This is a genomic window from Brevibacillus sp. YAE8, from assembly GCF_057543335.1.
In genome coordinates, this window is sequence record NZ_BAAIYG010000007.1 from 140,807 (window position 1) to 164,838 (window position 24,032).

The 24,032-nt window shown below is 52.8% G+C and carries 22 protein-coding genes; 5 read left to right on the forward strand and 17 right to left on the reverse strand.

The genetic code is table 11. The features are described from left to right. Window positions 1-27: 27 nt before the first annotated feature. From AC27IT_RS12775 to AC27IT_RS12795, 5 genes are all read left to right on the forward strand, one after another. Window positions 28-801, forward strand: coding sequence for a transporter substrate-binding domain-containing protein (locus AC27IT_RS12775; protein WP_005826827.1), 774 nt, complete (start codon window positions 28-30; stop codon window positions 799-801). A 45-nt stretch (window positions 802-846) separates the two neighbouring features. Next, window positions 847-1,503, forward strand: a complete 657-nt coding sequence (locus AC27IT_RS12780) for an amino acid ABC transporter permease (RefSeq protein ID WP_007778144.1) — start codon at window positions 847-849, stop codon at window positions 1,501-1,503. After that, window positions 1,500-2,222 (forward strand): amino acid ABC transporter ATP-binding protein, encoded by a 723-nt coding sequence (locus tag AC27IT_RS12785; protein WP_005826823.1) that lies wholly within the window; start codon window positions 1,500-1,502, stop codon window positions 2,220-2,222. The genes AC27IT_RS12780 and AC27IT_RS12785 overlap by 4 nt, the downstream gene beginning before the upstream one ends. Window positions 2,223-2,322: 100 nt before the next feature. Then, window positions 2,323-3,000 carry a response regulator transcription factor gene (locus tag AC27IT_RS12790; protein ID WP_005826821.1) on the forward strand — a complete coding sequence of 226 codons (678 nt, stop codon included), beginning with the start codon at window positions 2,323-2,325 and terminating at the stop codon, window positions 2,998-3,000. Next, window positions 2,997-3,992: a sensor histidine kinase gene (locus AC27IT_RS12795; protein ID WP_005826819.1), complete on the forward strand. Its 996-nt coding sequence runs from the start codon at window positions 2,997-2,999 to the stop codon at window positions 3,990-3,992. Before AC27IT_RS12790 ends, AC27IT_RS12795 begins: the two co-directional genes overlap by 4 nt. Window positions 3,993-4,095: 103 nt before the next feature. On the opposite strand, the gene lpdA is transcribed toward AC27IT_RS12795, so the two are convergent. The 17 genes from lpdA to AC27IT_RS12880 form a co-directional block, all read right to left on the reverse strand. Beyond that, a complete protein-coding gene (gene lpdA, locus AC27IT_RS12800; protein ID WP_005826817.1) occupies window positions 4,096-5,475 on the reverse strand; it encodes a dihydrolipoyl dehydrogenase in 1,380 nt (459 codons plus the stop codon). Between the two features lie 12 nt (window positions 5,476-5,487). Next, the gene (locus AC27IT_RS12805; protein ID WP_283858458.1) at window positions 5,488-6,804 is read right to left on the reverse strand and encodes a dihydrolipoamide acetyltransferase family protein; all 1,317 of its coding nucleotides are present in this window, start codon (window positions 6,802-6,804) and stop codon (window positions 5,488-5,490) included. Between the two features lie 98 nt (window positions 6,805-6,902). Next, complete coding sequence (locus tag AC27IT_RS12810; protein WP_283858459.1) at window positions 6,903-7,940, reverse strand: alpha-ketoacid dehydrogenase subunit beta; 1,038 nt, start codon at window positions 7,938-7,940, stop codon at window positions 6,903-6,905. 18 nt (window positions 7,941-7,958) lie between these two features. Further along, window positions 7,959-8,951, reverse strand: a complete 993-nt coding sequence (locus AC27IT_RS12815) for a thiamine pyrophosphate-dependent dehydrogenase E1 component subunit alpha (RefSeq protein WP_005826811.1) — start codon at window positions 8,949-8,951, stop codon at window positions 7,959-7,961. Between the two features lie 273 nt (window positions 8,952-9,224). Further along, window positions 9,225-10,058 (reverse strand): lipoate--protein ligase family protein, encoded by an 834-nt coding sequence (locus AC27IT_RS12820; protein ID WP_005835593.1) that lies wholly within the window; start codon window positions 10,056-10,058, stop codon window positions 9,225-9,227. A 37-nt stretch (window positions 10,059-10,095) separates the two neighbouring features. Then, window positions 10,096-12,006 carry a sigma-54-dependent Fis family transcriptional regulator gene (locus tag AC27IT_RS12825; RefSeq protein ID WP_283858460.1) on the reverse strand — a complete coding sequence of 637 codons (1,911 nt, stop codon included), beginning with the start codon at window positions 12,004-12,006 and terminating at the stop codon, window positions 10,096-10,098. 196 nt (window positions 12,007-12,202) lie between these two features. Further along, window positions 12,203-13,900 (reverse strand): DUF262 domain-containing protein, encoded by a 1,698-nt coding sequence (locus AC27IT_RS12830; RefSeq protein WP_283858461.1) that lies wholly within the window; start codon window positions 13,898-13,900, stop codon window positions 12,203-12,205. A 137-nt stretch (window positions 13,901-14,037) separates the two neighbouring features. Next, complete coding sequence (locus AC27IT_RS12835; RefSeq protein ID WP_283858462.1) at window positions 14,038-14,583, reverse strand: hypothetical protein; 546 nt, start codon at window positions 14,581-14,583, stop codon at window positions 14,038-14,040. Between the two features lie 184 nt (window positions 14,584-14,767). Continuing rightward, the gene (locus AC27IT_RS12840) at window positions 14,768-15,817 is read right to left on the reverse strand and encodes an LLM class flavin-dependent oxidoreductase (RefSeq protein ID WP_283858463.1); all 1,050 of its coding nucleotides are present in this window, start codon (window positions 15,815-15,817) and stop codon (window positions 14,768-14,770) included. Between the two features lie 267 nt (window positions 15,818-16,084). Then, window positions 16,085-17,470, reverse strand: coding sequence for an amino acid permease (locus AC27IT_RS12845; RefSeq protein WP_005830611.1), 1,386 nt, complete (start codon window positions 17,468-17,470; stop codon window positions 16,085-16,087). A gap of 401 nt (window positions 17,471-17,871) precedes the next feature. Then, on the reverse strand, window positions 17,872-18,651 hold the full coding sequence (locus AC27IT_RS12850; RefSeq protein WP_283859321.1) for a sensor histidine kinase: 780 nt from the start codon (window positions 18,649-18,651) through the stop codon (window positions 17,872-17,874). Between the two features lie 43 nt (window positions 18,652-18,694). Next, the gene (locus AC27IT_RS12855) at window positions 18,695-19,447 is read right to left on the reverse strand and encodes a response regulator transcription factor (protein WP_283859322.1); all 753 of its coding nucleotides are present in this window, start codon (window positions 19,445-19,447) and stop codon (window positions 18,695-18,697) included. Continuing rightward, a complete protein-coding gene (locus AC27IT_RS12860; RefSeq protein ID WP_283858464.1) occupies window positions 19,429-19,920 on the reverse strand; it encodes an RDD family protein in 492 nt (163 codons plus the stop codon). The genes AC27IT_RS12855 and AC27IT_RS12860 overlap by 19 nt, the downstream gene beginning before the upstream one ends. Further along, window positions 19,920-20,360, reverse strand: coding sequence for a VanZ family protein (locus tag AC27IT_RS12865; RefSeq protein ID WP_309479582.1), 441 nt, complete (start codon window positions 20,358-20,360; stop codon window positions 19,920-19,922). The genes AC27IT_RS12860 and AC27IT_RS12865 overlap by 1 nt, the downstream gene beginning before the upstream one ends. A 244-nt stretch (window positions 20,361-20,604) precedes the next feature. After that, on the reverse strand, window positions 20,605-21,420 hold the full coding sequence (locus tag AC27IT_RS12870) for an alpha/beta hydrolase (protein ID WP_283858466.1): 816 nt from the start codon (window positions 21,418-21,420) through the stop codon (window positions 20,605-20,607). Further along, window positions 21,417-22,445 carry an ABC transporter substrate-binding protein gene (locus AC27IT_RS12875; protein ID WP_122952394.1) on the reverse strand — a complete coding sequence of 343 codons (1,029 nt, stop codon included), beginning with the start codon at window positions 22,443-22,445 and terminating at the stop codon, window positions 21,417-21,419. Before AC27IT_RS12875 ends, AC27IT_RS12870 begins: the two co-directional genes overlap by 4 nt. Before the next feature lie 61 nt (window positions 22,446-22,506). Continuing rightward, window positions 22,507-23,697, reverse strand: coding sequence for a helix-turn-helix domain-containing protein (locus tag AC27IT_RS12880; protein WP_283858467.1), 1,191 nt, complete (start codon window positions 23,695-23,697; stop codon window positions 22,507-22,509). Between the last annotated feature and the right edge of the window lie 335 nt (window positions 23,698-24,032).

The following is a 24,032-nucleotide window of genomic DNA, read 5'->3' on the forward strand; positions in this document are numbered from 1 at the left end:
TATCTTTTTTCAAAGAGGAGGGTTTTTATGCTTCGTCGTAAACATTGGATTTCCTTCGTAGTAAGCTGTTTGACAGCCATTGGATTGGTAGGGTGCGGAGCCCAAGAGACCGGGGGCAGCGCAAACAATACTCTCATTTTTGCCGTCGCTCCAGATGGAGGCGCTTTCAGTTCCCGAGACAGCTCCGGCAAACTGACCGGATTTGATATTGAACTCGTTGAGTCACTCGCTGCGAAAGAAAACCTCAAAGTAGAGTGGAAAGAGATGAAATTCAACGGAATTATCCCTGCCTTGCAAGCGAAACAGGTTGATGGCGCTGCAGCTTCAATCACCATTCGTGACGATCGTAAGGCAGTGACGAATTTTACCGACCCCTATTTTGATTCCGGCCTTGTGATGGTAGTGAAAAAAGATAGCCCGATCAACTCCGTCGATGACTTGAAGGACAAGACAATCGTCGCCAAACAAGGAACATCCGGACTTGAAAAAGCAAACGAGCTCGCCAAAGAAAAAGGCGCCAAAGTAAAGATTTTGGAAGATGAAGCCACACTCTATATGGACGTGGAAGCGGGAGGCTCCGATGTGCTGATTAACGACTTCCCTTTTGTCGCCAATAAAATCAAATCCGGAACAGCTACCAACTTGAAAATCGTTGGAGACAAATTGACAGGTGAAGAATACGGGATCGCCATTGCAAAAGGAAAAGAAGACATTCTGGAAAAATTCAACAAACACCTGAAAGAAATGAAAGAAAACGGCGAGTATCAAAAATTATACGATAAATACTTCGGTTCAAACTAACGGGTGCAGATTGCACCTTATTTCTTTCAGGAAAGGAAGCGAAGCATGGACACATTAAACCTGATTGCAGACGCATCTCCCCTTTTGCTGAAAGGGCTTGAGAATACGATAAAAGTAGCTTTTCTTTCTTTGCTTTTTGCCACTGTTCTCGGACTTTTCTTCGGCCTCTTGCGTGTATCGAAGCGAAAGTCGCTACAAATGATTGCGAAAGTCTATGTAAGCATCATTCGGGGCACCCCGCTGTATGTACAAGTTATTTTCTTTTACTTCGGCGTGTTTCCACTACTGTTTGGACGAGCTACCGATGCGGTGTCTGCCGGCATCTTCGTTCTCAGTCTTAATGCAGGGGCGTATTTGGTAGAAATATTTCGCGCCGGCATAGAATCCATCGACAAGGGCCAAATGGAGGCAGGCCGAGCCATCGGCTTTACCCATGGCCAAACAATGGCATACATTATCATGCCGCAAGCAATCAAGCGAATGATCCCCGCAATCGTCAACCAGTTCATTATCAGCATTAAAGATACGTCACTGCTTGCCACCATCGGAATTGCGGAGCTTACATTCACGGCTCAGACAATTTATGCGGTAAACTTCAAAGCTTTCGAGTTTTTAGGTACAGTTGCCGTCATTTACTGGGTTCTGATCTATGTGCTCACATGGTTCTCCCATTGGCTGGAAAGGAGGTTGGCGGCACGATGATTCAGGTGAATCAGTTGGCAAAATCATTCGGGAATCTCCATGTACTCAAGAACATCAACGCCCATATCAAACGCAAAGAGGTCGTATGTGTCATCGGCCCCTCGGGCTCCGGCAAGTCTACTTTTCTCCGATGCATGAATCTTCTTGAAGAACCTACAGCCGGTGAGATCATCATCGACGGGATCAACATTATGGATAAGCAAACAAATATTAACGCCCTTCGGCAAAAAGCCGGAATGGTATTTCAGCAATTTAATCTCTTCCCGCACAAAACATCATTGGAAAACATTACGCTGGGCCTGATTAAGATCAAAAAATACAGTACAGCATCTGCCGTTGAAAAAGGAAAAGCCCTGCTTGCGAAAGTAGGTCTTCTAGAAAAAGCAGATGTCTACCCGCGAAATCTGTCTGGCGGTCAGCAGCAAAGGGTGGCGATTGCAAGAGCTTTGGCTATGGAGCCGGAAATCATGCTGTTTGATGAGCCTACATCAGCACTCGATCCCGAAATGGTCGGGGAAGTTTTGCAAGTGATGAAAGACTTGGCCCAGGAAGGAATGACGATGGTGATCGTCACACACGAAATGGGTTTTGCCAAAGAGGTAGCTGATCGAATCCTGTTTATGGATCAAGGAATTGTTGTAGAAGAAGGCACGCCTGAACAGATGTTTTTCCACACCCAACAAGAAAGAACGCGGGAGTTCCTGAACAAGGTTCTGTAGCTCGCTTCTCTTTTTCAACCTCTGGATTCTCTTGAATTCAGAGGTTTGCTCCATTCCGGTATAATAGTATGTATTACATCGTGAGGGGGAGTTTTTGCAGATGGCGTACACCGTCTTTTTAGTTGAAGATAATCAGGATTTAAACTCCATCTTGCAGAAGTATCTGGAAAACGCAGGCTATACCGTGGAAGCATTTCTGGACGGCTTCTGTGCCCAGCAAAAAATCCGGGAGACACCTGACCTCTGGATCTTGGACATTATGCTGCCCGATACGACCGGATACACCTTATTCAAAGAGATCAAAGCAATCCACCCGGATATTCCTGTGATCTTTATCTCTGCCAAAAACCAGGAAATCGACCGGGTTGTCGGTCTGGAACTAGGCTGCGACGACTACATCTCCAAACCATTTTTACCGCGAGAACTGATCTTGAAAACGCAAAAGCTGCTGGAACGCAAAAACGGCACAAAGCCTCATCGGCACGCTATAAACAAAATAAACGACTATACCATTCACCGCGAAAACCACACCATTCATCACGAAGGTGTTTCCATATCCCTGACCAGCAAGGAGTTTGAGCTATTGCTGTTTTTCATTGACCATCCAAATCGTGTGTTCTCTCGGGAACAAATTTTGGAACGATTGTGGGACAAAAACTATTATGGCTCTGATCGTGTAGTCGACGATACTGTGCGGCGCATACGAAAAAAAATGCCAAAGCTGTCCATAGAAACTGTCTATGGCTACGGTTACAGGTATAGGCTGGTGAATGGATGAGAGACAAACCGTTTGGACTCCAAATATGGGTAATCATGACCGCTTTTCTCACTTTTATTACGGGGATCATCACGGTTGTACTCGTCACATATGTCTCGGTCGATGTCCTAATCAATCTCGTTCGGCTTCTCGTCATACTCTCTATCATCAACATCTGCATAGCCAAGTTTATCTCGAATAAAATTACCGAGCCATTGCGCTACTTGGAAAAGAAGGTTCGCAAAATTGCAAACAAGGAGTGGGAAGAACCGATTGATCTAAATCGCGGAGACGAATTCGGCAAACTGGCTTCCTCTATTAACATGATGCAAGAATCGCTCAAGAAAATGGAGATGGAGGAAGAAATTTTTTTACAAAGCGTTTCCCATGATTTGAAAACACCTATCATGGTCATCCACAGCTATTCCCAGGCGCTTTTGGATCGAATCTATTTGAACGACTCTTTTGACGAGACGGTTGCTGTCATTATTAAAGAAGCGAAGCATCTCGAAAAAAAGGTAGAAAAACTGCTGTACCTCAACAGTCTCGACTATATATTAGAAAGAAAAAGTGAATGTAAGCCCACGAACGTCCAAGCAATTGTTCACAATCTCATCGAGAGATTTTTACTGGTGCAAAACAATATCGTCATTCACAACCAGTTGAAAAATGTGTTTGTCTGGGGAAACGAGGAAGAGCTTACGGTAGCACTAGAGAACATTTTGGAAAACAATATGCGCTTTGCCAAATCTTCTATCTGGATATCGGTGAACCGCGTTCTCGTCCAAGAAAAAGAACTCGTGGAAATCATCCTGGAAAACGACGGTCCCCCGATCGAAGCTGAACAGCTAGATCAGTTGTTCAACCATTTTTACAAAGGGATGAACGGAAAATTCGGACTTGGGTTATTCATCACGAAAAAAATCATCCAATTCCATAATGGAGAAGTACACGCAGAAAACAGGGGAAAACGCGTGAGGTTTACCATCTTGCTGCCAAGCACGACCAACTGACGCTGCTTCTTCTCGATAAAAAACAGATAGCCCTCCCTTGGCTCGGTGGAGGGCTATCTGTTTCACATTTTTGCATCGCTTGCAGTCATCGACTTTTGTTCCGCTATCCGTGAATCGCATGTCCCAATGCCCCGCGGACGGCCTCGTTCAGCGCCTCTGAAAGCGTAGGATGCGGAGCGATAAAGTTCTCCATGGCATCTGCCGTCATTTCGGCATGCAAAAGAAGCGCCGCCTGCCCGATCAGCTCTGTTGCCAGCGGCCCCACCAACGTCACGCCGACGATCTCGTGGTACGCCGGCTCCACCAGCACTTTTACTTTGCCTGCGGCTTCCTGCAAAATCATCGCCTTGCCGTTGGCCGAAAAAGAAAACTCGCCGACGAGCAGCCCTGCGTATTGCTCTCTGGCCTGACGCTCCGTCAATCCGACGGAAGCCACCTCCGGCGATGTATAAATGCAACGAGGCACAGCGCGCAGGTTGAGCATGGCTTCCTCGCCGCATGCGTTGCGAGCAGCAGTCTCGCCTTCGTGAAAAGCTACGTGGGCAAGCTGAATCGTTCCGCGCGCATCACCTGCGGCATAAATATGCGGCTGGCTCGTCTGCAAGCGCTCGTTTACCTCGATCCCGCGCGCTGTCGCTTTTACCCCGGCTCGATCGAGCGAAAGTCCGTCCAGACGCGGCTTTCTTCCGATCGCTACCAGGACGGCATCTGCCTTGAGTTCCTTTACCCCCTCCGGAGTACGGATGCGCGCCAGCCTGCCCGTGCGATCCAGTGCTTCCACGCTGCTCCCCAGATGCAACTGCACGCCCTCCTGCTTCAAGCTGCGCTCCAGAAATGCCGCGATGTCAGCGTCTTCTCCCGGCAATAGTTGCTCCGCCAGCTCCACCATGACGACCTGGCTGCCCATTCTGCTGTAAACGGAAGCAAATTCGCAGCCGATCACTCCCCCGCCCACGATGAGCAGCACGGGCGGAGCCTTTTCCAATGACAGGCAGTGACTGCTGTTCAAAATCCACTCCCCGTCGAATGGAGCAAAAGGAAGGGCGATTGGCTCCGCCCCGGTCGCTACAATAAATTTCTCTGCCTCTACGCTGCTCGTGCCGTCTGCCGTCTCTACCCGCAAAGAGCGCTCGTTTTGAAACGTCGCGCGTCCTCGCATGACCTGCACCTGATTGCGCTTCATCAAGTACTGCACGCCGCCAGTCAACTTTTGAACGATGCCCTGCTTGTAGGCGTGCACTTTCTCCCATTGGACTCGCGTCTGGTCCACAGGGCTTTCGATGCCGAAGCGTCCTGCATGCAAGACGTGCTGATATGTGTCCGCGCACTCCAGCAGCGCTTTGGTCGGCATGCAACCTTCGTTCAGGCAGGTGCCGCCCAGCTCCTTTTGTTCGATCAGCACAACCTGCTTTCCGGCACGCGCCGCCGTAATTGCCGCCACGTAGCCCGCTGGTCCTCCGCCGATAATCGCGATATCGTACATGTTTTTCCCTCCCTAGACCAGCAGGCTGTGCGGTTCTTCCAGGTAAGACCGGACTGTCGCCAAAAACGCCGCAGCCGGAGCGCCGTCGAGCACCCGATGGTCAAATGTCAGGGAGAGCGGCAATATGCTGCGGCGTTGCAGCTCGTCGCCGACAAATACAGGCGTGTCCTTCGCCGCGCCTACGCCCAATATCCCGGCTTCCGGCGGATTCAGCACAGGTGTAAAGGTGTCTACGCCATAGCTGCCCAGGTTGGTGATCGTAAAGGTAGAGCCTTTCATTTCTTCCGGCGCAAGCTGATTTTGTCTTGCCCGTGCGCTGACGGATTTCAGTTGGCTGGACAGCTCGGCAAGCGTCTTCTGCTCGGCCTGGCGAATGACGGGGACGACCAGACCTTTTTCCAGCGCGACGGCGATTCCGAGATGAACCTCTTCGTACAGCTCGATCCGGTCTTCCACATACGCGCTGTTCATCTGCTTGTGCCGCAAAAGCGACAGAACGACCGCCCTGGCAATCAAATCGGTAACGGACAGCTTGAGCTGGTAGCGGCGCTCCATTTCTGGCGAGAGCTTTTCCTTCAGTTGCAAAAGCTCGGTAATGTCCGCCTGCATCGTGATCGTCAGTTGGGCGCTTTGCTGCAGGCTCTGGTACATCCGCTCGGCAATGACTTTGCGCATGCCGGAGACAGGAATGCGCTCAGGCTGCTTTTCGGCTGTGTTCACGGCCGCTGCCGCATGGTCGCTGCTGCCCGCGACAGGTGCAACGCTCGTTTGCACGCCAGCAACTTGTGCCGCCGCATTCGTCTCTTTTTCCCCGCCAGCCTGAATGAAGCGCTCCACATCTTCTTTGGTGATTCTGCCCTGCGGCCCTGTGCCCGTCAGCTTTGTGTAGTCAATGCCCGCTTCTTCTGCCATCTTGCGCGCTACAGGCGAGATTTTGATCCCATCCCGCGGACGATCCAGTACGGCAGTTGCAGTTGTTGCCGCTGGCGCTCCTGCTTTTGTCCGCTGCTCATCCGAAGCCGCCAGCGCAGCGGCCGACTCGGCAGTCGCTTTTGCCGACGCGGCGACAGAGGCCGTCCCTGCCAGTTCCCCTGGCTGTCCGATCACTCCAAGCACGGTGCCGTAGGGGACCACGCCACCCTCGGGAACCTCGATTTTCAACAGCACGCCGTCTGCAGCGGCCTCTACTTCCATTTCAATTTTTTCCGAGCTGATGTCGACGATGCCCTCGCCTTTTTTTACCGCCTCTCCCTCGCGCTTCTTCCAGGCGATAACCGTACCTTCCACCATTGCCATTCCCAGCTTGGGCATAATGATATTTTCTGCCATTTTGCTCTCTCCTCTCCTGCCTTGCCTATGCGCTTGTGTTCAGCCGAAAAAGCACCCGGCATTTGCTCGTTGCCGACAGCCGGGTGCTGCCCAGTCGATCAGGAAACGGCGGTAATCGAAGCGTCTCCGATCATTTCCGACACGACCTGAATGACCTTTTGCGGCGATGGCAGATACAGATCCTCCAGCACCGGAGAAAACGGAACAGGGGTATGTGGCGCTGTGATCCGTTTGATCGGCGCATCCAGCGTGTCGAAGCCTTTATCGGCCACAAGCGCTGCGATATCGGTGGCGATGCTGCAGCGCGGGTTCGCCTCGTCGATCACGATCAGGCGATTCGTCTTCGCGACGGAAGCCAAAATCGTATCCTCATCCAGCGGCGACAGCGTGCGCGGATCGACTACCTCGACCTCGATTCCCTTCTTCGCCAACTGGTCGGCTGCCGCAAGCGCTGTCTGTACCTGCTTGCCGATGGCGACAATCGTCAGGTCGCTGCCCGCGCGCTTGATGTCCGCTACGCCGAGCGGGATCGTGTAGTAGCCTTCCGGAACTTCTCCTGTGGTGTTATACAGCGTTTTGTCCTCGAAGAAAATGACCGGGTCGTTGTCCTCGATGGCGGCGAGCAGCAAGCCTTTTGCCTCATACGGCGTGGACGGCACGACTACCTTGATGCCCGGGATGTGCGTGAACATGGCGTACAGGCTCTGCGAGTGCTGCGCTGCCGCCCGGAATCCGGCGCCGTGCATCGTGCGAATCGTGATCGGAACCTGCGCCTTGCCGCCGAACATGTAGCGGAATTTCGCTCCCTGATTCATCACCATGTCGAGGCAGCTTCCGATAAAATCGTTGAACATCAGCTCGGCAATCGGCCTCATTCCTGTTGCCGCAGCCGCCATGGCCGCCCCGATGTAGCCCGCTTCGGTAATCGGCGTATCCAGCACGCGCTCGCGGCCGAACTCCTGCACAAGCCCTTTGGTCACGCCAAGCACGCCGCCCCACGCTTCATCGTCCTGCAAATGGTCCACCTGCGCGCCGCCAGCCACGTCCTCGCCCAGCAAAATCACGTTCTCGTCGGCTCTCATCGCCAGCTTCATCGCTTCGTTTACAGCGGCAGAAAAGCTGATTTTTCTCGTCATGTTCTCCATCCTCCTCTCTTAGTACGACACGTACACGTCTGTCAGCAGCTCTTCGGCGTTCGGATACGGGCTTTCCTCGGCAAAGCGGATTGCCTCCTGAATCGCCGCTTCCACCGACTGCTCGATCTCTGTCAGCTCCGCGTCAGCGAGCGTTTGCGATGCAGTCAAATGATTGCGGAACGTCGCAATCGCATCTTTTTCGTTCAAGTGCTCCTGCTTGTCGCTCTCTTTTTTGTATTTTTGCGCATCCCCTTCGAAATGCCCGTAGTTGCGGTAAGTCACACATTCAATCAGGGTAGGGCCTTCGCCGCGCCGCGCACGGGCTACTGCTTCCTCCGCCGCCCGGTAAACAGCGAGTACGTCTTTGCCATCCACTCGCACGCCCGGCATATTGTAACCGCTTGCACGATCGGCGATATGAGTGCAGCTCGAGGCGTATGTAAACGGCGTCGCCTCTCCGTACCCGTTGTTTTCTGCCACAAACACGACAGGCAGCTTCCAGATCGCCGCCAGATTCAAGCCTTCGTGGAAAGTTCCCTGGTTGTTTGCGCCATCCCCAAAGAAACATACGCTGACCGCACTGGTCTTTTTCAGCTTGGCTGTCAACGCCGAGCCACACGCCAGCGGGAATCCGCCTCCGACGATGCCGTTTGCCCCCAGCATCCCTTTGTCCAGGTCCGCGATGTGCATCGAGCCGCCCTTGCCTTTGCACAGCCCTGTCGCCTTGCCGTAAATCTCCGCCATCATTCCATTCAAGTCGCACTCTTTGGCAATGCAGTGGCCGTGACCACGGTGCGTGCTGGTAATGCTGTCCTGCTGGTTCAGATGTACGCCCAGCCCAACCGCAATCGCCTCTTCTCCCGCATACAAGTGAACAAAGCCCGGCAGCTTGCCCTGTCCGAACAACACGTGAACCGCGTCCTCGAATTTGCGGATCTCCAGCATTTTGCGGTACATCCATTTCGCCTGTTCACGGGACAGCACCTGTTCTTCCGCCTGGATTACTTTCATCAGATACGCCTCCTCCATCGTGACTTGTCTGGAACGACCGGTCGATCGCTCTTGCCCTTTTCTATGTGCAATCCTTGTGCCAACCTGGACCTGTCCGACAAAAACGCGTATTTGCGCCATGTTTCCGCCTCGTTTTGCCGGGACATGTCCCTCGCAGGTGAGACAAACTGAGACGGGCGTCCCATTTTGTCTCATTTTTTCTCACATTCTCACTGGGCCGCACCTGCATCTGTCCGGCTTGGTCGATGGCAGAAAATAAAAAAGGCCGGTTCTTTAAGAACCGACCAGGTGACGCTGTCTTCCTTGCAGCATATGGAGCGCGCTCTCCGCCTCCCGGGCAAGCCATGGCGGACAGACATCCAGCACCGAAAACGAAGATGCTGCCTGTGCGTGCAACACCTTGCGTATTCGCGCGGCCAACCATTCGGCTCCACCCGGCACGCCCAGCTCGGACAGGCTTGCCATCCGTTCAGGCTGCACCTGCGGATACTGCTCGACACAGGCTCCTTGGGCAGCCGTCTCGTAAAAGGACTGGACGACCTCACCGTACGCACGCCCGCAGCCCTCTGCATTGATGAACGCCTGCACAGCAACGGCGCGTGTCAAACGCCGCTGGGCAATCCCGCAAAATTTATAGCCGTCGATGGCAAGATCGTACGTCCCTGGACAATAGGAACCTACGACCTCGCCGCTGTTCATGCGCTCTCCATCGTCGCCCAACGCTGCGCGAATCAGCTCGACCATTTGCGCGAAAAACGGCTCGGGATTCAAGTCGGCAGCTCCGACAGGCATCACCAGCGACAGATTGACCACGCCCGGAGCGAGCGGAACGGCCGCGCCCCCCGATTGGCGGACAGCCGTGCGATATCCTTTTGCCTCCAGCTCGCGAACAGCCTCCGCCGCCTGTGGCAGCTTGGCGTCGCGCGAGCCGAGCACCACTGCCTTTTCGTGCCGCCAGAGGTGAACCAGCGGCGCGATTGCCGCATCTTTTGCACACAGGCGGGCGTACGCTTCGTCGATGCCAAACGGGACAAGCACGTCCCCCGTATGTATCCGGGAGGTCGTGTCGAGCAGTTGCAGCGTCGTTTGTCGCCATGTCGGTTGCATACGTGCGTTCCTCCCTGTTGTTTTCGTCGTCAGAGGCTCAGAGCCGATACTTTTTCAGCTTGCGGTAAAAAGTGCTGCGCGGAATGCCCAGCAGCTCGGCCGCCACAGACGCGCTGCCGCCGCTCTTTTCCAGCGCCTGGACGATCGTTTGCCGTTCCAGCTTCTCGCGATAGCGCAAGGAGTCCGGTTCGTAAAAAGCTGGCTCGTTTGCCGCGTGACCTGCGCCGAGGCGCAAATCTGTACGTGGCTGGTCCGGATACACGGAGACGGAAAAATCGTGGTTCAGATCGGGCCGGGTTAAGCCGGCAAGAAAACGCTTCCAATCTTCTCTGGGAATCACCCTGAGACGCTCCACCACGTTGTACAGCTCGCGAATGTTTCCCGGCCAGTCGTAGGCTAGCAGCTCCTTTTGCAAAACGTCCGGCAACTCCAGCTCGTCGTAGCCGTTTTTGCGGCAATAATGCCGAATGAGCAGCGGAATGTCCTCCTTGCGCGAACGAAGCGGCGGCAGCGAGACGGGCAGCACGTGCAGCCGATAGTACAAGTCCTCGCGAAACGTGCCTTCGCTCACCTGCTGGCGCAAATTGCGGTGCGTAGCCGCGATGACGCGAATATCCAGCGATTGTTCTTCCGCACTCCCAATCGGCGTGACTTTTCGCTCCTGGAGGACTCGCAGCAAAGCTACCTGCATCGCCGCCGGAATTTCCCCGATCTCGTCGAGAAACAGCGTTCCCCCGTTGGCCTGCGCCAGCTTGCCCTTGTACCCGCGGCGGCGCGCCCCCGTGAAGGCTCCCTCGACGTAGCCAAACAGCTCGCTTTCCATCAGCTCGCGCGGGATCGCCCCGCAGTTGACCGCGACAAACGGCCCTTCCCGGCGCGGGCTGTTGTCGTGAATCGCTTGCGCCGCCAGCTCTTTTCCCGTGCCGCTCTCGCCGTAAATCACGACATTGCCGTCCGTTGGCGCAATTCGCTCCAGCTCCCGCAGCACACGGGCAAAAGCCGCGCTTGTTCCCTTCTCGCCTTTGAACTGAAACGCGGGGCTGCCGCTGAGAAAAATGCGCGGAGCCCGCGTGCTGCTGGGAGTCAGCTCGACAATCCAGCCGATCAAGCCGTTATGGCGCCCGGAGAACACCGGGGCTTGCCTGACCTCCATCAGCCCGTATTCGGCCAGCTCGCGCCGCGTCCGTCCTGACCAGCCAGCAATTTGTTTGCGTATGCCCGCACTCGCGTACACCACCCGCTCTTCCTGGTTGTAGACGATCAGATGCCGTTCCGGTTCGTCCGCCAAAAGCACGGAGCGCTGCAGCAATTCCAGCTCGTCCTGCTGCCGCTGCTTCATCCACGCCTGCTCGATGGAGTACGCCAATGTCATAACGGTCGCCATCGTCTGGGGATGGCTGCGCTCCAGCGGGCTGGATACGTCAATGACCCCGAGCAGGCCGCCTGCTTCGTCGCGAATCGGCGCGGCAAAACAGCTCCAGCGATGAGAGGCAACAGAATAATGCTCCGTCCCGTTGACCATGATCGCTTCCTTTGCCATGAGCGCCGTTCCGATGGCATTGGTCCCTACCTCTTCCTCCGTCCAGCGCACGCCCTCGACGAAATTGATCGCGTTCGCATCCAAAAGCGCCCGTTTTTCGCCGCGCATGCTCAACACATAGCCCTCGGGATCAATCACGAGCGCAATCATTCCCACATCGTGAATAAAAGGCGACAGTCGGTCGATCTGCGGCAAGGCAAGCTCCAGCAAAAGCCGGCTGCTCTCCTGCTGCCTTTTCAAAGCGTCTCCTGCCAACACAACCTGTCCCGTTCCTGCGTACGGATTTACCCGATTTCTTTTGCAGCGATGCCACGACTCTGTAATCCGTTTGTTGATTCGTGCTGAGTCAATTACACCTTCTTGAACAAAACGTTTCCACATCCGCAACGAAACGCTTTCCTCGAACATGCATCAACCACCCTCCGCTTTACGAATCAATCCTTTCCCTCAAGATTATCCCGAATGTTCAGAAGTTTCAAGGTCTGTCTGTAGTTCATGACTACCACTCATCAAAACAAAAGGGAGGATTTAACAAACTTGTGACTTCCCCTTTTCAATCTTAAAGAAAAAGACACCTTCGAACTTATCGAAGGCATCCAGTTGTTCAGGGACTGGTCGTCGTGCTTTTCGCGTGCAGGTTCCAGGCGTTTTTGAGCAAGTCGATCAGCTTCTTTTGTCTCTTTTTCAAAACATCCGGCGTCCACTCTTTCTCCTGAATCACTTGAGTCGTGAGCGCAAATGAGCTGATCCCGTTGCTCGTTTGAAAATAGGAGGCTTTCTTCTTTTGAAAATCATAGTTTTTGGCCTGCGCATTTTTGGCCCGTGTCAGCAACACGAGATTGCCCAGTTTATGAACGTACTCGGAAGGATTGGGGAAATGCTGCAACCAGTCGCTGTTCGGTTTGGGCGTTTGCGGCAAGACGTGCTCGACGGTAATAACCGAATAGTCGTAGTAAGGCTGCCCTGCCGTCAAAAGCGAGTCCAGGCGCAAAAGCAAATAGCGCTTCGCCGTATCCTTGAGATCCGTGTATACATCTCCGTTCAGCATGCGAATGACTTCCTGCTTATCCTCTTCCGTCACCTCAAGAGCCGACTCGTCGGAAAACATGTCGACGCCTTTATCCATCTCTCGCAAAATTTGCGAGTACCGCGACATGCGCCAGTTGAAGTTTTTCCGCAAAATCATGCTCGTACCAGCCAGCACCTCCAGGCGGTAGAGAAAATCTTCTACCTTTTGGTTGTGATGACGCATGTAGTACATGGCAGGCGGAATCCAGTCGTTGTTGTCAATCCGGTTCAACAAGCTCAAAATCTTGATAAGCTGTGGCTGCTGGCTGAAAAATGAATTGTAGTTTACCAGCTTTAAATAAATCTCCCCATACGGGATCAAGTATTCATCAATAAACCGGCTGCCGCTGATCGTGGAAAAAATCTCGTTGTACTCGTCTTTGTAATTCGCGCTGCCTTTTCGCTTCTGGATAATCATCCTCATGTGATCGAACAGCTTGTTGAAACGGTCCCTGCCGAGAGAAACCTCGACGTCTTCCCACTTGCTTGTGTAGTGGTCCTGCTCATGTTTCGGGATATCGCCAATGACCTGCGCTTTGAAAATATCGCTCGTCATCAGATCCAGCCCGCGATCATTCAGCACGGTAAAAATGCGGAAAGCCGAATCAAAATTGGGAGTCGACACCACGACAATATAGCAAAGCGTTGCGATCACGCCAGGCAGCGTCTTGACCGTGTGCGGATCCAATTCGTTGAGCCGCTCCAAAAAGTACAGGGCGTTGTCCCGAATCGCCTTTTGACTGTCCGTTTTCACGGGCGTATCTGCATTCAGCTTTTGCGTAGCGCCCCGCTCCTGAATGCTCACTTTGAAAAAGTCGCTGTCGCGATTGCGCAGACAGAGACGGTACGTATCGGCAATGTTTCGAATCTTGCTCCCTCTTTGCACGATCATGTCATCAATCTCGGCAGCGTAGTCGTCGCCCAAATAATCCCGCAATACCGCAAGCAAAATCGTCAATGTCGTAAGCCGCTGCTGGCCGTCCAACACTTCTGCATGAGGGCCGTCTTTCTTGACCAGCACAATGCTGCCGAGAAAATAAGGCTCCTCTACATCGCCAATATTTTTTTCCGTAATCCCGTAATGTTCGATAAAGTCGAGCAAATCATCCAGCAGTTCTCCCGCTTCGTTGGTCGTCCATGAGTACGGACGCTGAACGGAAGGAATCGTAAACAAGTAATCATCGGAAAAGACTTTATGTAAAGGAGTCTCCTGCGCAAATAACGTCGTCTTCAAAATGCTGCCTCCCCGAATGCTTGTAATGGGTGATCCAATTAATGAAATAGGTATTATTGCCCACCTAGGAATATACCCTACTTTCCAGTTCTTTGAAACCGTTAATTCATCCGATTCTGGAAAACGTGCCTATTCGCCTATTTTTTCAGTACAAAGTCAGACATGACGACTTTTTTCCACTGTATCCCTTTTGGTTTTACATTGGTGTAAAGCGTGACAGAGCCGTTATGTTCGATTACCGCCTTCAAATGAAAGTGCATTTCTTTGGGCTGCAAATACTCGTCGTGCAACTGCTGATATCGCGGGTCGCCTTTGGCTTTTGCCGCCTTGATGTAGTCTACGGTGTCCGGGTCTTTCTCGAAGTTTTTATATTTCACCTGATACCCGAAAATGGCTTCCACTTTTCCATCGACGGTTTTTTCCTCGTAGTCGGACAAAGTAAACGCCAGCAGCTCATAGTAGGGCGAGAACGCCTTTTTGCATTCCTCCACCATATAGCTGGCGATTTTGTTCTGGTTTGCGGAGATGTCTATCGTCTGATTCAACGCAGCACCGGCATCAGCCGCGGCCGGAGCTTCTTTCGGCGCTGGCAAAGCCTTCTCCTGTACAGTTGCCTCCGGGGCGCAGCCGCTGACAAAAGCTGCGAAAAGCATGCAAAAGCACGTGACGACCACTTTTTTCATAGGAAGCCCACCTTATTTGCTTTAATGATTGGTTACAAGGTAGACGTTCCTGGCGTACGTTACGTCTCGTACTATCCAAATAAAAAAAGGTGGAGCATCTGACTGCTTCCACCTCATACAATCTGCCTTTTTGCTCGTTACGAGGACTCCCCAGACAGAGCAGACCACGCTGCCGACGGCTGGTTCACTCTGCCGCTTCCCACTTTGCCACTTCTTCGCGCACGCGCGGCGCCACCTCGGTGCCCAAGAGCCGAATCGCCTGCATGACCTGATCGTGCGGCATCGTGCCTACAGGAACGTGCAGCATGAACCGGGTGATCCCGACCTGTTTGCGCAGGTGAATGATCTTCGCCGCTACGGTTTCCGGGTCGCCTACGTACAGCGCGCCTTCAAAGCTTCTGGCCGCGTCAAAACTCGAGCGGTCGTAGTGCCCCCAGCCGCGCTCCCGTCCCAGGACGTTCATGACTTGCTGGGTAGACGGGAAAAATTTGTCGGCTGCCGTCTCCTTATCCCAATCGATGAAGCCGTGCGAATGGGAAGCCACCTTCAGCTTGCGCGGATCGTGACCGCCTTTGATCGCTGCGCGCCTGTACAGCTCGACCAGCGGCGCAAACTGCACTGGGCGGCCGCCAATGATGGCGAGAACGAGCGGAAGCCCCAGCAGTCCGGCCCGAATGACCGATTGCGTGTTGCCGCCACTGCCGATCCAGACGGGCAGCGGGTCCTGGACAGGCCGCGGATAAATCCCGAGATTTTGGATGGCAGGCCGATGCTTGCCGCTCCAGGTCACCTTTTCCGACGCGCGGATTTTCAGCAGCAGCTCCAGCTTTTCTTCGAACAACTCATCGTAATCGTTCAAATCATAGCCGAACAAAGGAAATGATTCGATAAAAGACCCTCTCCCGGCCATGATTTCTGCGCGTCCGTTCGAGAGCGCATCGAGTGTCGCAAAGTCCTGGAATACACGAACCGGGTCAGCCGAAGACAGCACCGTCACCGCGCTCGTCAGTCGAATCCGCTTGGTCTGTGGCGCAGCCGCCGCAAGCACCATCGCGGGAGAAGACGCAGCAAAGTCTTTCCGGTGATGCTCGCCAACGCCAAACACATCAAGCCCTACCTGATCCGCCAGCACAATTTCCTCGACCACTTCCCGCAAACGCTGCGCATGGCTGATAACCTCGCCGGTTTGTGGGTCCGGCGTCGTTTCGACAAAGGTGCTTACCCCTATTTCCACGCAAAAAGCCCCCTTACTGTTTCGCATTTTTCTTCCAGTGACACACGTAGCTTCTCACCAAATAATATCTTTATTTTAAGATTCTCGAACTTAAATTTCAACCCTGCAACTGCACCGCCTCTTTTTCCCGCACAGATTAGAAAACTTGGCTGCGCCAAGCCATTGGCGAACCTCGAAGGTTAGTTGCCCTGATACTGGATAATTTTTATCTGCACAAAAAAATAGGGACATCGTCGCCAATGTCCCTATCTGTTGCCCAAACGATTATTACCGCTTGGCGTTCCCGTCCTGCTCATCGAGCGGAACCGCCTTGCCAATGCCAAAAGCGTAAAAGCTGATCGTCATGATGCCCAGGAACACAATCCCGGCAATCAGCGAGATGCGTGTTTCATCGTTAATCCACATTCCGACCAGTACCATCAGCAAAAAGGCAATCGTGACGTAGTTGGTCAGTGGAGCAAGCGGCATTTTGAACGGATGATCGCGCAGCTCTGCCGCTCTTTGCTTGCGGAAGCGGATTTGGCTGATTAGAATGACGAACCACGGAACCATTCCAGGCAGCACGCTTGCGCTGTACACATACACAAACAGATTTTCCGGCGCGATATAGCTCAAAATCACGCCGACGCCCAAGCCGATCAGCACGCCGATCGTTCCCAGAAGCGGCACGCCGTTATGGGACAGCTTGGTGAAAATTTTTGGAGCCTGTCCGTTCATACCGAGCGTATAAAGCATGCGACCCGCACTGTAAATACCACTATTACAGCCGGACATCGCTGCGGTGATAACGACAAAGTTAATCAGTCCAGCCGCTGCCGTAATCCCGATTTTCGCAAACGTCGCCACGAACGGGCTGCCAATCGACTGCAGTTGATCCCATGGGTAAACGGTTACAATAACAAAGATTGCACCGATGTAGAAAATGAGAATACGCCAGATGATGCTTTGGATCGCGCTCGTCAACGTTTTCTTTGGATCTTTTGCCTCACCAGCCGTAATCCCGATCAGCTCGACCCCTTGATAAGCCCCGATTACCAATGATAAAGCGAAGAAAAAGCCTGTCCAGCCGCCAGCAAAAAAGCCGCCGTGTTCCCACAGGTTCGACAATCCGATTGCGTTGCCGCCGTTGCCGATTCCGAAGAAAATCAGGCCAAATCCGGCGATAATCATCAAGACGATCGTAACAATTTTAATCATAGCGAACCAAAACTCAAATTCACCAAACGATTTAACGGAGAACAAGTTCGCTGCCCCGAGAATCAGCATGGCAATAATCCCGGGAATCCAGGCCGGCAAATCCGGGAACCAGTACTTCATGTACGTCCCGACGGCGATAATCTCCGCCATCCCCACGACGACCCACTGGAACCAGTTGCTCCAGGCCGTCAAGTAACCAGCCAAGGGATGAATGTACTTGTAGCCAAACGTCGCGAACGACCCGGTGCTCGGCTCTACATACAGCATTTCCCCCATGGCGCGCATGATAAAAAATATAAAAATTCCTACAATTGCATAAGCAAGCATTACGGATGGACCCGTCCATTGAATCGTGCTTGCCGAACCCATAAAGAGCCCTACGCCAATTGTACCGCCCAATGCGATCATTTGAATGTGGCGCGTTTCCAGACCCCTTTTTAACTCTTTCTTTTCCACTTCGGTTCTTCTTCCTCTCTGCTTTGGCTAGCTGTATTTGCGAAAAAGCTGTAGAGTACTACCTAATCGTACACATCATGAGCAGGCGATCATTTTTACTTGATAAAAAACGTTCTCCTGCATCATGTCGTGCTTCTAATAAAGCATTCCTAATAGTTGGTAAGATTATTCTTCTCCCCCTTTTAGCGTGCTTTACTCCAGAAACACTTGTTTATTGTAATATGTTTTTCTGATAATAACAATTATATTCACTAGAAAAACAGTTGGTAAATCAATATATTCAGACTTATATAAAATAAAAAATATGTGATAGATAAAATAAATTTCTGTGGTCCAAACCTCCCACAAACCCGCATAAAAAAGACACCCTGCACAGGTGTCCCGCTTCCCTACATGATTATCTATAAAGTAATCTCCACTACAGTTCCGCGTCCTTCCTCGCTGTTGATGACGATCTCTCCCTGATGCGCCTTGATGATATCGTGAGCAATCGCCATGCCCAGCCCGGAGCCTTTATGCGCATCGCCCGTGTTCGTCCCCCGGTAGTAACGGTCAAAAATCCGGTTCAGCTCTTCTTTTTTAATCCCTTTTCCATCGTCCGCAATCGTAATGCGCACGCGTTCTTTCTTTTCAACGCTCACCGTAATCTTTACCCCGTCATCGTTGTGGACGAGCGCGTTGTAGATCAGGTTGTTGATCGCCCGCCACATCAAGATTTCATCTGCCTCTACGGGGATGTACTCTTCGCTGAACGCAAATTCGATGTGGCGGTTGGCGTACTTCGGGTCGTTGAGGATGTCAATCACGATGCTGCGCAAGAGCGTGACCATGTTGACCGTCTTCCGCTGCAGCGACAGCTCTTTGTTCCTCAGCCGCGTCGTCAAGTTCAGGTCTTCGATGACCTCTTTGATGTACACTGACTTTTTCTCGATAATCGCTGCATACTCCCTGATTTCGTCCAGCGTAAAATGATAGTCCGGGTCGCGCAGCATTTCCGAGTGCAGGATGACCTGGTTGTCGTAAAAAACCACGTACCGACTGAGATTCGGGTTTTCCATTCCGATGAAGTAGCTGTAGCGCCTGTCTGCGCTCGCCTTTTCCCCTACGAACACGGTCGTATCGCCATTCACTTCCTGGTACTTGTACATTTGAATCATGTCTGCTGGCGTATAATGCTTCATCACGCCTGCGGGCACCCGATAGCCCCACACTTCGTTGCCGTTTTCATCGAGAATCTGAATCCACGCGTTCTTTTTTTGCAGCGCATCTTTTCCTTCTGGTGTCAGCGTGAATGTACCCCAAGCCTTTCATCGTAATCAAATACTTCGGCTGGGACGGCTGGTCCTCGATTTTTTCCCGCAGCCTGCGAATGTGCACCATGACGGTGTTGTCGATTCCGATAAAATCCTCGCCCCAGACCGTGTCATACAGCTTTTCCTTGCTAATCACTTTGTTGACGTTTTCCAGAAACACCTTCATCAGCCCAAGCTCTTTCGGCTTTAACTCAATGGCAACGCCGTTCTTTAACAGCTCTGCTTTTTGCGGATTCAACTCGAAGGGGCCTGCCTTTAGCACAGGGTCTGCTTCCTCCACAGACTCTGCTGCGGCATAGTCTGCTCGCCTCAACTGCGCCTTGACGCGGTAGGCAAGCTCTTTCGGGCTGAACGGCTTTGTAATATAGTCGTCACCGCCGATGGCAAAGCCGAGAATTTTGTCAATTTCCTCCGTTTTCGCCGAAATGAACAAAATCGGCACCTTCGAGATGCTTCTCATTTGTTTGCATACGTCATAGCCTTCCCCATCGGGCAGCATGATGTCCAGCAGCACGAGATCCGGCTTCTTTTCCTGAAATTGAGCGAGGCCGTCTTTGGCCGTCGCAGACGTATAGACGTGTTCGATGCCTTCTTTTTGCAGCACCGTTTTAATGAGCCTCAAAATATCTTCTTCGTCGTCAATGATTAACACCTTTTTTTGCAGACATCTCGGCTTCGCCTCCTCAACTGCCCAACCTTTTTATGTGAGAGTATGCCTGACCGCTCCCCATTTATCAAGCCGGGCTTGTTCACCGATAGCGAAAATGCGCAGAAGAGCAAAGCTTTCCGCGAAGGCGTCTCTCCCTGCGGATCGGCAAGCTTGAAGCGCAGCAGGTTCGTCCCTATCGTTTTGCCGCCCCACAGGACTGGAAGCGCAAAGTAGACAAGCAAAAAGCCCACAGTGGTGCAGAGCATCTCAATCAGTTCATTTGCCGTAAAAAAGCCAATCGTGACAAACAAGACTGCCTGAATCGCAAAATAATCGACCCACACTGCCAGCAACTGCGACAGTGGCGGAACCCGCTCGCTTTGCCGGATTTTGGCCGTTTTCGCCAGCAGCGTTTTTTTCGATGGAAACAGGGCGAGGATGATCGGGCCAATCCAGTAGCCAAACAGCGCTCCGCTGCTGTTCAGCATCAAATAGTCCACTTCAAAGATGCGATACGGACAATTACCTGCGTGACCTCGTAAAACAGGGACAGGGCAAAGCCGAAAGCAAGCGCTCGCTTCCAGTGCCGTTTTTCTTGCCAAAAGTAGCGCAAGTAGACGCCAAAAGGGAGCAGCAGGAGAAAGTTGAAGGTTGCTTGCCAAAAGGCGCTCTGCTGAAAAACCTGCATGTACGTGGTCGGATTGGACCAGACGATTGAGCTGGCCGCAAGCGTATCGCTGACAAAGGAAAAGGGCACAAGCGAATAGTACACCGTATCCGCTGACTGGTGCGCGCACGTATCCCGCGTCTCCGGGAGCGGCAAAAGCACAAGAAACAACGCGGACAACATATAGTACATAAACGAGTAGGCCACGACAGAAGCCCACAGGCTCACATAGCCGTACTTCGGTAGCTGTAGATCAGCCACGGGATTACAAGCACAAATTCGAGCAGGAAAAAAGCGATAAATGCGGTTTGAATCGGGATCAAGTATGCCGACATGCTGCACCTCGTTCGATGGTCATGGACGCGCGTTGGCTCCCGACGCACGCCCACCTGGATGATTCGTCTGTACGATAGACTTTACAAAAATTATCATAGACGGTTGCTGTCATGCAATAAAAAAAGGTTCGGCTGTCATTTTCTGCTGACAGCCGAACTACTGATTCGCGTTATGTGTTTTCTTTTCCGGACCACAAAAACCGCGGCAGGCGGCTGAGCATGGCGGGCAAAACAGTCACATGATCTTCTCCGGCGAACTTGATCCATTCCAGATGAAGCCCCTGCTCTTTGAGCGGACTCAGCCCCCGGGCGACCTCTTCCGCGCCTTCGAGCATATCCTCCAGTTCATCTGCCCCGATCGTCAGCAGCAGATGACGCTGTTCCTCGCGCTGCCAGCCCGCTTTGAACTGCTCCATTTCCTTGAGCACCTCGTTGTCGGCCCACCAGACGGAAGGGCTGCCCGCCGCATAATGCGTAAACAGATGCGGTCTGGTGAACAAGGCGTGCAGCGTAAACAGTCCACCGAGGGAATGTCCGACAATCGCCTGTCTGGCCGGATCAATCGGCCACTCCTTGGCGATAGCTGGCATCAATTCTGTTTCCAGAAAATCGAGGAAGTCGTCTGCTTCGCCATGCGGCGGCCACGGTGAACCGTCAGGCCGTTTCGGAAGCGCTCCTTCGCTGGCCTGCATCGTAAAGTCGCGGCAACGCCGCTCCATGTCAAACGGCTCCCTGGACGGATAGCCAATGCCGATCACCAAGATCGGGTCGAAGCCCTTCGGCTTGCGCGTCTGCAGCTTGACCGCCTCTGCGAGCGTCTGAAACAGCGCATCTCCGTCCAACGCGTAGACGACTGCGTAACCGCTCGGCGGCGGCTCGTCTTTTGGCGTGGCAATCAAAATCCGGTAGTCGAGTTGCCTGCTCGACGTCATCTCGTACTCAAAGCAACGCTCCGCGATATGAGGTCTTTCTGTCATTTTGTTCATGGCTGCAGGAACCTCACTACATCGTCCATCACTTTGCTTTGGGCAATAAACCCGCCACTCAGCCAGTAATCATTGGACGTCTCGAAGACGCGACCGTTTTTCACTGCCGGAACGTTTTTCCACACTTCGCTTTCCTTCAACTCTTTTACAAAGCGATCTCCCTGATTGCCGTCGTTCACGAGGAAAATATAATCGGCATCCAGCTCAGGCAAAATTTCCAGGGACACTTCAAAAGCGCCGCCTTTCACCAGGCTGCTTGGCTCGAAGCCCAGCTCATGCGCGAGCACATAGCCGCTGAAATAGTCGCTATTCATGAAAAACATGCCTTTGGCATTAAAGCGGATGATTGCAGCTTTTTTCCCTTTTGTGATTCCTTCCAGCTTGGCTTTTGCGTTTGTGACCTTGTCGGCGTAGTCTTTGATCGCTTGCGCTGCCCTGTCTTCCTCCCCCAGCAATTTGCCCAGTTCGCGAATCGAGCTGTTCAAATCGGTGGATGCACTCTTGAACACATACGTAGGCGCGATTTTGGCATATTGCTCGTACACGCCGTTCTCCGCTGCATACGCATTGTGCAAAATAATCAGGTCCGGCTGCGATTCCAAAATCGCTTCAAAAGAAGGCTGTCCGCCCGCAAAACTGATCTGCGGCACGCTGCCGAGCTGATCTTGCAAATATTCCTGCGGGCTTACGCCGTTCGACCATTGCCGTACAGGCTTGATACCCAGCGTGAGCAAAGAATCCTCCATGACCGGAGCAAAAACTTTGGTCGGCTTCGCTGGAATCGTCACCTCATGCCCAAGCTCGTCTTTGACCGTCAGCGGGTAGATGCTCGCCTGCTCAGCCTTGCTCTTTTCCGCGTCTGCCGCATTGTTCTGTACCGCTGTCTCCTGTTTGCTCGCCTGCGCCTCGGGTGCATCCGCATTCGTCCCGCATGCAGCCAGCAGTCCGGATACAAGCAACAAGGCTGACAGCAGGGCCAACGGTTGGCGAATGCGTCCCCGCCCTTTGTTTCCCGCGTTTATCATCAAAAAAGCTCCCCCTCCAAGTGATAACGATTCTCACATGAAGGAATTATAAAGCAATCCGCTACGTGACTCCATGGACTGGAACAGGTGAAGGGGCTGGATTTTTCCCTGTTAGCATCAAGATAGCCTCTTCCAGCATCCGGTTCATTGCCAGAGCGGAATATTCGAACCACGGGTTGGAAGGAATGACGTACATCTGCCCGTTCTTGACCGCATTCAGCCCCCGCCATTGCGTGTGGTACTGCAAAGACAGCCAGTACCTTCTGGTGCTTGCGTTCGGACAAATCAACAGCAGCAGCCTGTCAGGATTGAACTGCGCCAACTGGTCGAGCGTAATCTCTTTGTTGGACAACTGCTTTAGCTCCGGGATCGTCGCAAGCGCCAGGTCCCCGTAAAGCATGTCGCGAATCCCTCTGTTGCTGTAGAGGTAGATTTGCTCGCCCGATATGCGAAGCGTGATGAATACATCCGCCCCGACTGCCTGGCTCACGCTCTCCCTCGCCTCCGCCGCCCTCGTCTCATAGTCTGCTATCCATTGTTCACACACGGATTGCCTGTCTACGGATTGGGCGGTTTGCCGAAGTTGCTCCCGCCAATCCGCCGCTCCGATTTCGACGCATTCGATCCCGGAGCTGAGCAGTTGCTTTCGAACCATCGGATCGTGTTCATGGTGCAAAATCAACATGTCCGGCTTGGCCGACATCAGCTTCCGGAGACTTTCTTCGTCCAGGTCGGCTTCTGGCGAGCTCAGATGGACCTTGATCTGCTCTTGATAGTAGTAGTGGTAATACGGGCTCCACTTCGGATCAAGCGGTGCGGCAACCGGAACGACCCCCAGCACGAGCAGATTGCCGATGGCAGCCGCCGAAGTGACGGCTACCCGCTTTCTCGTGTCCCTGCTGTATGCAGAAGGCGAAACCCCGACTACTTTTTTAAACTTTCTGCTGAAGTAAAACTCATCGTGGTAGCCGACCTTGCGCGCGATTTCGCGCATATACAAATCGGAATCGCGCAAAAGCTGCTTGGCGTGGCCGATGCGCAGCTCCGTCAAATAGTCCATCACGCTCTGTCCGTACGCTTTTTTGAACGCCTCACCAAAATAATTGGGACTAAGCCCCGCCAACTGCGCCAAGCTCTGGATCGACATCTGCTCCGCAAAACGGCTGGCTATGTACTCACGCACTTCATCCAACGACATGTGCGGCGCATCCGTGCTTCCTGCTTCGCTATGGTTCCGCTCATTACTGAACATGCACAGCCACCTCCTGCACTTTTCAACAATGATGTTTATGCGAATGTGATATTGATAATCATTTTCATAATTGTAGCACAGGATAGCTGCTTTGGGACGGCAATCTTCCGAATCGCTTCAGACGTGTCGCAATAAAGCAGGCAAAGCAGGCATGAGCTTCGTTGGCCGCAAGTGCCTGTCTCCTTTTTATGAAAAATACCAGGGGCTTATCTATCACAGAAAAAGGGACTGCGACGCCAAGTAGTCTGCGCCCTCCGGCTGATGCAAAACCGCTGCTTTTTTGTACGTGTGCAAACGCAGCTTTTCAACGATTGTTTTCGTCATGCCAATCCCCT